9 protein-coding genes are annotated in these 12,142 nt (G+C 75.4%); 5 read left to right on the top strand and 4 right to left on the bottom strand.

Going from position 1 to position 12,142, the window contains the following annotated elements; genetic code table 11:
* The 4 genes from QWZ14_RS13255 to QWZ14_RS13240 all read right to left on the bottom strand — a co-directional run.
* Positions 1 to 643 (bottom strand): hypothetical protein (locus QWZ14_RS13255; RefSeq protein WP_290317153.1); only part of this gene is annotated, 643 nt, incomplete at its 3' end.
* A 30-nt stretch (positions 644 to 673) separates the two neighbouring features.
* On the bottom strand, positions 674 to 2,653 hold the full coding sequence (locus tag QWZ14_RS13250; protein ID WP_290317152.1) for a glycosyltransferase family 9 protein: 1,980 nt from the start codon (positions 2,651 to 2,653) through the stop codon (positions 674 to 676).
* A gap of 147 nt (positions 2,654 to 2,800) precedes the next feature.
* Positions 2,801 to 3,793: a UDP-glucose 4-epimerase GalE gene (gene galE, locus QWZ14_RS13245; protein ID WP_290317151.1), complete on the bottom strand. Its 993-nt coding sequence runs from the start codon at positions 3,791 to 3,793 to the stop codon at positions 2,801 to 2,803.
* A gap of 8 nt (positions 3,794 to 3,801) precedes the next feature.
* Positions 3,802 to 5,973 carry a GumC family protein gene (locus QWZ14_RS13240; protein ID WP_290317149.1) on the bottom strand — a complete coding sequence of 724 codons (2,172 nt, stop codon included), beginning with the start codon at positions 5,971 to 5,973 and terminating at the stop codon, positions 3,802 to 3,804.
* A 354-nt stretch (positions 5,974 to 6,327) separates the two neighbouring features.
* On the opposite strand from QWZ14_RS13240, the gene QWZ14_RS13235 reads away from it, so the two are divergent.
* The 5 genes from QWZ14_RS13235 to QWZ14_RS13215 all read left to right on the top strand — a co-directional run bounded on the left by QWZ14_RS13235 (position 6,328) and on the right by QWZ14_RS13215 (position 12,141).
* Complete coding sequence (locus QWZ14_RS13235) at positions 6,328 to 6,891, top strand: polysaccharide biosynthesis/export family protein (RefSeq protein WP_290317147.1); 564 nt, start codon at positions 6,328 to 6,330, stop codon at positions 6,889 to 6,891.
* A 77-nt stretch (positions 6,892 to 6,968) separates the two neighbouring features.
* Positions 6,969 to 7,793: a penicillin-insensitive murein endopeptidase gene (mepA, locus tag QWZ14_RS13230; protein WP_290317146.1), complete on the top strand. Its 825-nt coding sequence runs from the start codon at positions 6,969 to 6,971 to the stop codon at positions 7,791 to 7,793.
* A gap of 197 nt (positions 7,794 to 7,990) precedes the next feature.
* Positions 7,991 to 10,771, top strand: a complete 2,781-nt coding sequence (locus QWZ14_RS13225) for an ATP-binding protein (RefSeq protein WP_290317145.1) — start codon at positions 7,991 to 7,993, stop codon at positions 10,769 to 10,771.
* An 81-nt stretch (positions 10,772 to 10,852) separates the two neighbouring features.
* A complete protein-coding gene (locus QWZ14_RS13220) occupies positions 10,853 to 11,797 on the top strand; it encodes a response regulator (RefSeq protein WP_290317144.1) in 945 nt (314 codons plus the stop codon).
* Positions 11,794 to 12,141, top strand: coding sequence for an Hpt domain-containing protein (locus QWZ14_RS13215; protein WP_290317143.1), 348 nt, complete (start codon positions 11,794 to 11,796; stop codon positions 12,139 to 12,141). Before QWZ14_RS13220 ends, QWZ14_RS13215 begins: the two co-directional genes overlap by 4 nt.
* The last annotated feature ends 1 nt before the right edge of the window (position 12,142 follow it).

Below are 12,142 nucleotides of genomic sequence, written 5' to 3'. Positions count from 1 at the left end.
CCGCGGGCAGCGCCACCCCGGCCGCCAGGTCGCGCGGCGGCAGGCACCAGTGCAGCCCGTATTCGGCGATGCCGCTCCGCTCCAGCCAGTGCCGCAGCCCCGGGGTGAAGCCCCCGGCGAAGGGCTCGCGGCACAGCGGCGCGAGGTCCGGGCGCTCGCGCAGCAGCAGCAGGCCGAGCGGCGCCGGGGCATCGGGCCGCGGCGGGACCAGGAGCTGGCGGACCAGCCGGGCCGTCGCCAGGCCGTAGAGCCCGTGCTCGCGGATGCCATAGAGCACCAGCCAGTGCAGCGCCGCGTCGTAGTCGAAGCGGCCGGCCCGGCGGAAGCGCGGGCGCAGGTCGGCGCGGCCGAGCGCCACGGCGACGGCGAGCCAGCTCAGCTCGACCGCGCCGCCCAGGGCCGTGGTGAAGCCCTGCCCACCCATCCAGGCCTGCATCGCATCATCCGTGCGCAGCTGCCAGGCACCCTGGTCCTCCCGGGTCGCGTGCAGCAGGTCGTCGCCGTAGCGCTCCAGCAGCGCCATCGGCGGGAGCAGGCTGCGGCCGCGCTGGCGGGCGGCCGCGATCGGCCCCGCCATGCTGCGGAGGTCCTCCCGCAGCCGGGCATGGTCGAAGCCACCCAGCCGGCCGGCAAAGGTCAGCATCGGCGCGGCCTGCCTGCCCCGGCCATGCCGCTAGCCCGCCGGCTGCAGCCGGGCGGCCGGCGCCGCGGCCGGCCCCCGCGGGCCGGAGGAGGCCGGCCGCTGCTCTAGGACGCAGACGGAGGGGCCGGGCGCGCCGGAGGGCGCCTGGTCGGGCAGCCAGGCCAGGAGGCGCTGCCCCGGCATCGGCGCCGCGCCCTGCCGCCGCCCCTCGCGGGTGATGACGGCCACCGCCCCGCCCGGGCCGGCGACGCGGCAGAGCTCGGCGGCGACCGCCTGGCCCTGCTGCGTGCGCAGGTCGGCGACCACGGCGATGGCGGCGGGGTGGTCGCCGGCCTCGGCGGGGATCGCCTCCGCCACCCCCGGCCGCAGCCAGAGGCCGGCGGGCACCATGGCCTGGGCCGCCTCGAACAGCGCCGGCGGCACCAGCAGCCGCGGCGCGGCAGCGGCGAAGCCGGGCGCGGCCAGGCAGGCGGCGAGCAGCGCCGGATCCTCGAGCAGCACCAGCGCCCCCGGCCGGGGGATGGCGAAGCCGGCCAGCGCCGCGGCCAGGGTCGCCGCCGCGCCGTCCTCCAGCGGCTGCGCCGGGCCGACGGCGATGATCCCGGGCGGCACCGCGATGCGGCGCAGCGCCGCGATCACCGCCGCGGTCTCGTGCCCGGCCATGCAGATGGGCGGCTCGAAGCCGCGGGCGCAGGCGGCCGACCAGTCCCGGGTCAGCCACCAGCAGTCGCCGCAGTCGCGGGGCGCGATGTTGGCATTCTGCGGATAGCCGAAGAAGCCGAGCGAGGTGGGCCCGAAGAGCACGACGCTCGGCACCCGCATGGCCCGGGCGAGGTGGACGATGCCGCCCTCGGTGTCGACATGCGCGCTCGCGTGCTGCAGCACCCGCGCGGTTTGCTCGAGGCAGGTCGCGCCGCGCAGGTCGAGGTCGACGCCGGGCACCAGGGCTTCCGCAGCGTCGCCGAGCTGCACCACGGCATGGCCTTCCGCCTGGAGCGCCGCGACGATGCCGGCCCAGCCCTCGAGCGGCAGGTTCTTGGTCTGCAGCCCGGCGGCGCCCGCCATGGTCCGCGCCGCGCCGTGGTGGATGGTGACGTAGCCGCGGCCATGCACCGGCGCCAGCGGGTCCGCCGCCGGCGTGGCATGGACCAGCATGGCGCCGGGCCGGGGGAAGAATTCCGGGCCCTGGCGGCCGGAGACCGCGAGGTTGCCGGTATAGCCGACGAGATCGAGCTTGCCGAAGCCGGCCGCCACCGCCTGCCGCGCCAGGTCGTTGTTCCGGTGCGGCCAGTCGAAGCGGACGTAGCGCTGCCAGGGCGCCGCCCGGCCATGCGCCAGCCGGAGGAATTCGGCCGGGATGCGGGACAGCGGCGGGGTGGCGTAGGAGACGACGTAGCGGACCTCGGCGATCAGGTCGAAGACGTCGAGGCTGTGGCAGAGGTCGAGGAAGCCGCGCCGGGCCGGCTCCGGCGGCACCAGCACGGCGAAGACATAGGGGTTGCCGCCGAGCACCTGCTCGGCCGCCGGATGCTCGTGCAGCACGACGATGCGCGGCGCCCCGAAGGCCTCGTGCAGGCCCCGCACCACCGCCGAGAGGTAGAGCGCGTCGCCGATGCCGCCGGAGCCGACGACGAGCAGGGTGAGCGGATCCTCGCCGCCGCCATGCGGCGCCAGGCCGAAGACCGGCCCGTCCAGCCCCAGCGCGGCGAGGCCGGTGAGCCAGGCGTCGCGCCGCTGCATGAGCGAGGCCGTCTGCAGCAGCGGGTCCAGGGCGACGGCCGGGAAGCGCCGGACCGGGTCGGGGTCGGTCAGCACGCCGGCGATGCAGCGCGCCGCCCGGTCCAGGTCGTCGGTCGCCTTCTCCAGCGCGGAGCGCAGTGCCGCCTCGCTCGACTCCAGCACCTGGATGCGGTGCCGGGCCAGGTCGAGCTGGTCCGCCAGGGCATCGTCGCGGAGCAGCGCGAGGGACCTGCTGGCAAAGCTGTTCCCACCGTCTCGACCTTGGCCCATCCGCCACCGACGTTTCGAATTGCCAATCACCCTACACGAGGCGAGGCGATCCGTCAGGCGGTTTGTGGCGAAACCACAACGAATAATATGGGAATTGCCATGGGCCGGCCGGAGGGCCCGGGCGGCAGCCGCCGCCCGGCGCGGGGCTCAGCCGCGGTCGGCGTAGCCCCGCGGATGCGCCGAGTGCCAGGCCCAGGCGCTGCGGACGATGTCGTCCAGCGCGCCGAAGCGCGGGGACCAGCCGGTCTCCTCCCGCAGCCGGGCGGAGGAGGCCACCAGCACCGCCGGGTCGCCGGCCCGGCGCGGGCCGAGCGTGTGCGGCACCGGGCGGCCGCTGATCCGCTCGACCGAATCCATCACCTGCTTCACCGAATAGCCGGTGCCGTTGCCGACGTTGAACCGCAGGCTGCCGGTCTCGAGCCGCTCGAGCACCCGCAGATGGGCATCGGCCAGGTCGGTCACATGCACGTAGTCGCGGATGCAGGTGCCGTCGGGGGTCGGGTAGTCGGTGCCGAAGACGGTCAGCGGCGGCCGCGTCCCCATCGCCGCGCCGATCGCCAGCGGGATCAGGTGGCTCTCGGGCTCATGGTCCTCGCCGATCTCGCCGGAGGCATCCGCCCCCGCCGCGTTGAAGTAGCGCAGCGCGGCCGAGCGCAGCCCGTGCACCTGGTCGGCCCAGGCCAGCGCCCGCTCGACCATCAGCTTGCTCTCGCCATAGGCCGAGACCGGGGCGACCTCCGCCTGCTCGTCGATCGGGATCCGCTTGGGGAAGCCGAACAGCGCCGCGGTGGAGGAGAGCACGAAGCGCAGGCAGCCCGCCTTCACCGCCGCATCCGCCACGATCAGGCTGTTCGAGAGGTTCTCCCGGCAATAGCGCAGCGGGTCGCGCATCGATTCGCCGACCAGCGACAGCGCGGCGAAATGCAGCACCGCGTCGAACTTCCAGGCGGCGAAGACCTCCGCCACCCGCTTCGCATCGGACAGGTCGGCGACGACCAGGCTGGCCGCCGCCGGCACCGCCGCGCGGTGCCCCTGCCGCAGGTCGTCGAGCACGACGACCTCGTCGCCACGCCCGACCAAGGCCCGGACGATGTGGCTGCCGACATAGCCGGCGCCGCCCGTTACCAGATAACGACCCATCCGCCGTCCTACTCCCGGAAATAGCCGCCGTAGCGCGGGTGGTAGACCTCGGCGTCCGCATAGCCGGAGCGGCCATGCACCTTGGCATCCACCTGCGTCAGCGCGGCGCCGACCACACGGGCATGCGCCTCCTCGAGCAGGCCGAGCGAGTTGCGCACCACCGAGCGCGGGGTATCGCGCCACTTGACGCAGAGCAAGGTGGCGTCGGCCAGCCGGGCGACGACCCGGGCATCGGCCATGGCCAGCGCCGGCGGCGCATCCAGCACGATCAGGTCGTAATCACGCCGTACCCGCTCCAGCAGTCCGCCCATGGCCTCCGACATGAAGAGGCCGAGGGAGTGGATCTCGGCCGCGCCGGCCGGGATGTAGTCGAGCGAGGAGAGGTGGTCGCGGCGGATGATCCGCTCCAGCAGCGCCTGGCCGAGCAGCAGGTCGGTGACGCCCGGGGCGCCCTCGCAGCGGAAGACCCGGCCGAGCGCCGGCTGGCGCACGTCGCAGTCGATCAGCAGCACCCGCTCCCCGTTCATCGCCGCCGAACGGGCGAGCGCGACCGAGGTGGTGGTCTTGCCCTCGCCCGGCCGCGCCGCGGTGATCACCACCACCCGCGGCGGCTCCGAGCCGAGCCAGAGCGAGGCGCGCAGGGTGCGCATGCTCTCGGAGAAGGGGCTGAGCGGCTTGCGGACGACGTAGTCCTCGACCTTGTGCCGCCCCAGCAGCCCGCGCTTCAGCATCGGCACCAGCGCCAGGCAGGGCAGGCCGAGCGAGGCGCGCACCTCCTCGCCCGAGCGGATGGTGCTGTCCGCCTGCTCCAGGAACCAGATCACCAGCAGGCCGAAGAGAACGCCCAGCAGGGCCGCCGCCACGACGAAGAGGGAGACCTTGGGGAAGCTCGGCGTCCCCGGCGTGGTCGCCGGCGACAGCACCCGGGCATCCGGCTTCTCGATCGCGGTCTGCGACACGGTCTGCTGCGAGCGCTCGAGCACGGCGCGCAGCAGGGTGCGGGAGGCCTCGGCGTCCCGCTCGAGGGCGGCGACCTGGATCTCGGCGCCCTGGCTCTGGTTCAGCCGGCCCTGCTGGCTGCGCAGCGCCGCCTCGAGGCTGGCGACCCGGGCCTGGGCGGCCCGCGTCTCGGCATCGAGCGCCTGGACCACGCGGCCGGTCTCGCCGCCGACCGCCCGTTCCGTCTCGGCCAGCCGCGACCGCGCCGCCCGGACGTCCGGATGGTTCGGCCCGAGGGTCGCCTGCAGCCGCTCCACGTCGCGCCGCGCGTCGTCGCGCGCCGCCCGTGCCCCGGTCAGGTTGGAGGAGGCCAGCGCGGTGAGGTCGGCACCGCCGCCGCCGCGCCGCGCCGCGTTGAGCCGCGCATCGGCCGTCGCCAGCTGGTTGCGGGCCTCGATCAGGTCGCTATTGATCCGGCTGACCTGCTCGGTCGCCAGCCCGGCGCTGACGCCGCGGGTCAGGCCCGAGGCGGTCCGCAGCTCGGCGATGCGGCTTTCGGTGGTCTGCAGCTCGGCGCGGAGCTGACCGACCCGGCCGTCGAGCCAGTCATTGGCCCGCCGCACCGCATTGAACTTCGCTTCCAGCTGATCCGCGATATAAAGCTCGGAGGCCAGGTTGGCGGCATCCGTCGCCAGCTGCGGGTCCTCGGAGGTGAATTGGACGGTCAGCACGCGCGAATTGCGCACCACCACCACCAGCATCCGGTCGCGCACCGCCTCGGCGGCGGCGATCTCGGCCCGCTCCTCGGAGGGGCGCGGCTCGGGCGCCTCGGGCGCCAGCAGCTCGCCGAGCGAGGGCGACAGCGCCCCGAATCGGCGCGCGATGGCATCCTGCCAGCGGTACTTCAGGGTTTCCGGCCGCTTCGACTCGGTCACCCACCAGGCGAATTCCTCCCGGTTGGTCAGGTCGAACTGGCGAACGATCCGGCGGGCGACCGACAGGCTGCGGATCACGTCCACCTGGCTCGCCAGCACCGCATCCGTGGTGGTCTCGTCGCGCAGGATGCTCTGGAGCTCCCGCGCCGCGTAATCCGTCGGCTCGAACATGACGGTCGTGCTGGCGGTGTAGCGCGGGGTCAGCTGCTTCGCCGCGACATAGGCCGCGATGGGGAAGAGCAGGGCACAGAGCACGAGCACGAGCCGCCGGCGGCGCAAGGCCGCCAGCAGGGCCGTGACGGTCATCCCCTCCGGTTCGATGGGGGCCGCGACGGGCGCGGGGGTGCGGAGCTGCGGCTTCCGATCGGAGGGAGGCCGCGATTCAACCGTTCTGTCCAGCATACGAGGTGCGTCTTTCCTTCGCGGCGAAAGCAGCGGAGCTTCAGGCCATTACGCTCCGGCGGAGAAGCGGGTCAATCAACGGGCTGGCGAACATCGCACCGCCGAGCAAACATCAGCGTGATGAACCACGCGCGCAAGGAAACGCGAATGTGCCGCGGGCGTGCCGTCTGGCAGAGACTATGGAACCAGCCGGCGCCAGGAGTCCCGAGCCGGCGGCCGGTTGCAACTTGTTTTAGTACACGGAAGGAAAGCCAAACGATGCATATCCGCCGCGCATTCTGCCTGCTGTTGGTCGCCGGCCTCGCCGCCTGTAGCGCACCAGGGGCCAAACTGCCACCGCTGCCGGATGCGACCCTGTCCTCCTACCGGGTCGGCCCGGAGGACCAGCTCCGCGTCACCGTCTTCAACGATCCGCGACTGACCGGCGACTTCCGCGTCTCCGACGCCGGCTCCATCGCCCTGCCGCTGATCGGCACCGTGCGCGCCGCCGGCCTCACCACCACCGAGGTGGAACGGGCGGTCGAGAAGGAGATGCGCGACAAGAACCTGTTCCGCGATCCTTCCGCCGCGGTCCAGGTCATCGCCTACCGGCCGGTCTTCGTCTCCGGCATGGTCGAGCGTGGCGGCCAGTTCCCCTACCAGCCCGGGATGACCACCCTCACCGCCGTGGCGGTGGCCGGCGGCTTCAACTACCGGGCCATCAGGGACTACGTCTCCATCACCCGCATCGGTCCCGATGCCCGGCCGGTCGAATACCGCGCCGAGCGGGAATCGCTGGTGCAGCCCGGCGACGTCGTGACCGTCTTCGAGCGCCGCTTCTGAGACGCGGGGCCTCCCTGCCAAGGCCTGATGGCCTTGGCCCGGGGGGCCTGATCCGGCGCGGCCTGGTCCTGCTCGGCTTGGCCCTGCTCGGCCTGGCCGCGTCGCTCCCGGCGCCCGCGGCGGCACGGCCGCCGGAGGCGCCGGCCAGCTGGGCGGGGGTGACCTCCCCCTCGCCCGGCCCCGCCCGCATCATCGGCGGCACCGGCCTCGGCTGCCTCGGCGGGGCGGTGGCACTGCCGGCCGACGGTCCCGGCTGGCAGGCCGTCCGCCTCTCCCGCAACCGCCACTGGGGCCACCCGGCCCTGGTCGCCACGCTGCAGGACCTCACCCGCGCCACCCGGGCGGCGGGCCTTCCCGTCCTCTGGATCGGCGACCTCGGCCAGCCCCGGGGCGGGCCGATGCCCTATGGCCATGCCAGCCACCAGGTGGGGCTGGATGCCGACATCTGGCTCGACCTCACGCCCAAGCCGCCGCTGCCGCCGGCGGCGCGGGAGGAGATCGCCGTCCCCTCGCTGGTGCTGCCGGACGAAACCGGCGTGGATCCCCGCATCTGGCGGCCGGGGCATGCCCGGCTGATCCGCCTCGCCGCCGAGCTGCCCGGGGTCGACCGGGTGCTGGTCAACCACGCCATCAAGCGCGAGCTCTGCCGCACCGAAGCGGGCGCCCCCTGGCTCCGCCGGGTCCGCCCCTGGCGCGGCCACGACAGCCACATGCATGTCCGGCTGCGCTGCCCGCCCGGCGAGGCGGAGTGCCGGGACCAGCCGCCGCCGCCGGCCGGCGACGGCTGCGACGCGACGCTCGCCTGGTGGCTGACGCCGGAGGCCCGCCAGCCGGCGCCCCGCCCGCCCGGGCCCCGCCCGGCCCTGCCCGCCGCCTGCGGCGCGATCCTGCAGGGGCGCTAGCGCCGCGGGGCCGGCGGGGCTTGCGCCCCGGCCATTCGTTTCGTATATGGATCAAGCGGCCGGTCCTGGGCTGGCCGCGACCAGCGGAGGCTGGCCGCCCCCGGGGCAGCCGGCCATGCCCTGCCGGCGCCACGGCAGGGCGCTCACCCGGGCCGCAACGGATGCGGATGCAGCCCGGACCAGGGCGGAGGCAAGCTGTGCAGGAACCGGCCCCGGCCTCGGCCCATGGCGTCCCCCGGCCCGGCCCGGGTCCCGACGCCGCCCCGGCGCATCCCGCCGGCTTCGACGCCGAGGCCTGCGCGCGGGAGCCGATCCACCTGCCCGGGGCGATCCAGCCGCATGGCGCCCTGCTCGCCGCCCTGGCCGCCGATGGCCGGATCACCCATGCCAGCGGCAATGCCGCCGGCCATCTCGGCACCCCGGCGGAGGCCCTGCTCGGCCGCCCCCTCCGGGCCGTGATCGGCGAGGCCGCCTGGGCCGCGCTGGCCGGCACGCCGACCGACGGGCGCGCCCTCCGGTGCCTGGCGCAACCGCCCGCCGGCCCGATGCTGCAGCTGCGCGCCCACCGGACCGGCCGGCATCTCTGCCTCGACCTCGAGCCGCCCTCGCCCGCCGCCGCGGCGGAGTCGCCGCTGCTGCTGGTCCAGCCGACGCTCGAGCGCTTCAGGGCCGCGGCCGACCTGCGCGAGCTCTGCGAGCTGGCGGTGCAGGGGCTGCGCCAGCTGACCGGCTACGACCGGGTCATGGCCTATCGCTTCGATGCCGAGGGCCATGGCGAGGTCTTCGCCGAGGCCCGCGACCCGGCGCTGGAGCCCCTGCTCGGCCTGCGCTACCCCGCCGCCGACGTCCCGGCCCAGGCCCGCCGGCAGTATCTCCGCCAGAGCCTCGGGCTGGTCGCCGATTCGGCCTACCGACCCGTGCCCATCCTCACCGCCGAGGAGGCGCCGCTCGACCTCACCCACAGCAGCTTGCGCAGCGTCTCCCCGGTCCACCGGGAGTACATGCGGAACATGGGCACCGCCGCCAGCCTGACCCTGGCCCTGGCGCCCGGGCCGGACCGCGGCCGGGACCACGGCGAGGAGCCGCCGGAGGAGGCGCTGCTCTGGGGCCTGCTGGTCTGCCATCACCGCCAGCCCCGGCTGCCGGATCTCGAGACCCGGCTGGCCGCCGACCTGCTCGGTAAGGTCGTCTCGGTGCTGCTGGCCAGCCTGCGGACGCAGGAGATCGAGGCGGAGCGGCGGCGGCGGCGCCCGGCGCTGCGGGCTGTGCTGCGGGGGCTGCCCGCGGCCCTGCCGCTGCCCGAGGCGCTGGCGGCGGCAGGGCCGGACTTCCTCGCCGTCACCGGCGCCACCGGCGCGGTGGTTCGCCTGGGGGGCCTGCTGCTGCCGCTCGGCCGCACCCCGCCCCTGGCGGTGGCGGACCGGGCGCTGGCGCTGCTCCAGGCCCGGGCCACCGGCTCCCTGGTGGAGACCGACAGCCTCGGCAGGCTGGACGGCGAATTCGCCGGTTGCGCCGCGGAGGCGTCCGGTGCGCTGCTGGTCCGGCTGGGCCATGGCGCCGGGGATGCGGTGGTCTGGTTCCGCCCCGAGCTGGCCCGGACCGTCACCTGGGGCGGCAACCCGGCCGAGCACGCGGGCCTGGACCCGGCGAGCGGCCGGATTTCCCCGCGGCGGTCCTTCGCCGCCTGGCAGGAGCTGGTGCGCGGCCGCTCCCTCCCCTGGAGCGCCGCCGACCGGTCCCTGGCGCGGCGGATCGGCCATGCCCTGGCCGCCGAGCAGGCCGAGCGGGTGCGGCAGGAGCTGGCCTCGGTGCTGCAGCAGGCGAGCAGGGCCAAGTCCCGCTTCCTCGCCGGCATGAGCCACGAGCTGCGCACCCCGCTCAACGGCGTCCTCGGCCATGCCCAGCTGCTGTCGCTCGATGGCGGCCTCGGCCCGGCGCAGGCCCGGCGGGTGGAGGCGATGCTCACCGCGGGCAAGCACATGCTGCGGATCATCGGCGGCGTGCTGGAGCTTTCGGAGATCGAGGCCGACCACGCGGTGCCGGAGCCGACCGCCTTCGACCCCCGCGGCGTCGCCCAGGAGTGCCTCGACGTGGTCCGGCCGATGGCCGAGGCCAAGGGGCTCTCGCTGCAGCCGGTGATCGCGGCGGAGGTGCCGCCGGCCATCGTCGCCGACCCCACCCGCTTCCGCCAGATCCTGCTCAACCTGCTGGGCAATGCGGTGAAATTCACCGGGGCGGGCGGGGTCGAGCTGCGGCTGCGGCTGACGGCTGACGGCCGGTCGCTGCGGGTCGAGGTGGCGGACACCGGCCCGGGCATCGACCCGGGCAAGCGCCACCGGCTGTTCCAGGCCTTCCAGCGGCTGGGCGGCACCGAGGACCCCTCCGGCAGCGCCGGCCTCGGCCTGGCGATCACCGCCCGGCTGGCGACGCTGCTCGGCGGCTGCCTGGGCCATGAGGACAACCCCGGCGGCGGCAGCCTCTTCTGGCTGGAGCTGCCGCCGGGGGATGTGGCGGCGGCGGCGGCGGAAGGCCGCGTGGCCCCGGAGGCCGCCCCGGCGGCCCTGCCGGTCCAGGGCGGGCCGTCGCTCCGCATCCTGGTGGCCGACGACAGCGCCATCAACCGGGACGTGGCGCAGGGCTTCCTGCAGGCGGCCGGCCACGCGGTCGCCCTCGCCGAGGACGGCGACGAGGCCGCCGCCGCCGCCGCCGGGGGGGATTTCGACCTGATCCTGATGGATCTGCGCATGCCGCGGCTGGACGGGATCGGGGCGACCCGGTGGATCCGCGCCCTCCCCGGGCCACGCGGCCGGGTGCCGATCGTCGCGCTGACCGCCCAGGCCTTCGCGGAGCAGCTCGAGGAATGCCGCGGCGCCGGCATGGACGGGCACCTCGTCAAGCCCTTCACCATGGAGGGGCTGCTGGCGGCGATCGCCAAGGGGATGGCGGCCCGCCGGCAGGGCCCGCCGGCCCCGCCCTGAGGCGCCGGGCCGGGCTTAAGCCTTTGGTAGCCCCGCCGCGGCGAGACTGGGCCGGCACCGCAGCAGTCCCGGGGGTTGGCCTTGCACACGAAGATCCTGGTCGTCGAGGATGACGCCATCCAGCGCGACGTGCTGACCCGGATGCTGGCCGGCCACGGCCATGCGGTGGAGGCCGCGACCGACGGGCTGGATGCGTTGCGCCGGCTCCGGCGCGACGTCTTCGACGTCGTCGTGCTCGACTACGGCCTGCCGGACGTCGACGGCCTCGCCGCCGCGCAGTTCATCGCCGGCTTCGCCCCGGCCGCCGAACGCCCGCGGCTGATCGGCCTCAGCGCCACGCCGAAGCGGCTGCGGGACCGGCCAGGCAAGGCGACCGGCCTGTTCGACCGGGTCCTGGCCAAGCCCTGCCCGCCGGCGGCCCTGCTGGCCGCCGTCGCGGATGCCGGGGCCGCCCGCCCGCAGCCTCGCCACCCCGTGCCGCCGGGGGCGCTGCCCTTCGGCAGCCACCGGTCGCTGCCGCCGATCCGCCCCGATGGCCAGCCCGGGCCGCAGCCCGGCCCGGCGCCGGCCGCGGAGGCGCCGCGGGTGCTGCTGGTGGACGACGATCCGGTGGCGCGGTCGATCGCCGAGGCGGCCCTGGCCGCGCAGGGCTTCGTGGTGGATACCGCCGCCGAGGGACTCGAGGCCTTCGAGAAGATCGGCCGCCGGCGCTACCAGGTCGTGGTGCTCGACATCATGATGCCCGGCATGGACGGGCTGGCCGCCGCCCACCTGGCCTTCGACCTGCTGTCCGGGGCCGACCGGCCGCGGCTGGTCGCGCTGACCGCCGACCCCGAGGGGCTGCGTCGCCGGGAGGCCGGGGCGCCCAGCCTGTTCGACGAGGTGGTCGGGAAATCCGCCGAGCTCGGGACCCTGGTCGCCGCGGTGCGGGCCAGCGCGGACTATGGCCAGCGCCGCGCCGCGCCGCCCCCGCTGGCCATGGCCGATGTCGCCAGGCTGGCGAAGCTGCTGGGCCGCCCGGCATGAGCGACAGCGCCGAACCGCTGCCGCCCCTGCTGGACGAGGCGGTGCTGAACCAGGTGGCCGCCTACCTGCCGGCGGCGATGCTGGAGACCAACCTGCACCGCCTGGCCGAGCTGGCCGAAGCCCTGCTCGGGCTGCTCTCCCCCGGCGGCGCCTGCGTGGTGGAGCAGGTCCACCGGCTGGCCGGCAGCTCCGGCATGCTCGGCTTCAGGCGGCTGGCGGCGGCCTGCCTGCGGTTCGAGGCCGCCTGCAGCCCGGCCTTCCCGGCCAAGGCCGCGGCCCGGGCCGAATTGCGGGCGGTGCTCGAGGCCACGCTGCCGGAGATCACCTGCCGCCTGTCGGGCTAGG

The organism is Paeniroseomonas aquatica, assembly GCF_030409335.1.
Lineage (GTDB): Bacteria > Pseudomonadota > Alphaproteobacteria > Acetobacterales > Acetobacteraceae > Belnapia > Belnapia aquatica.
This window is presented reverse-complemented; position numbering and strand designations above follow the sequence as displayed.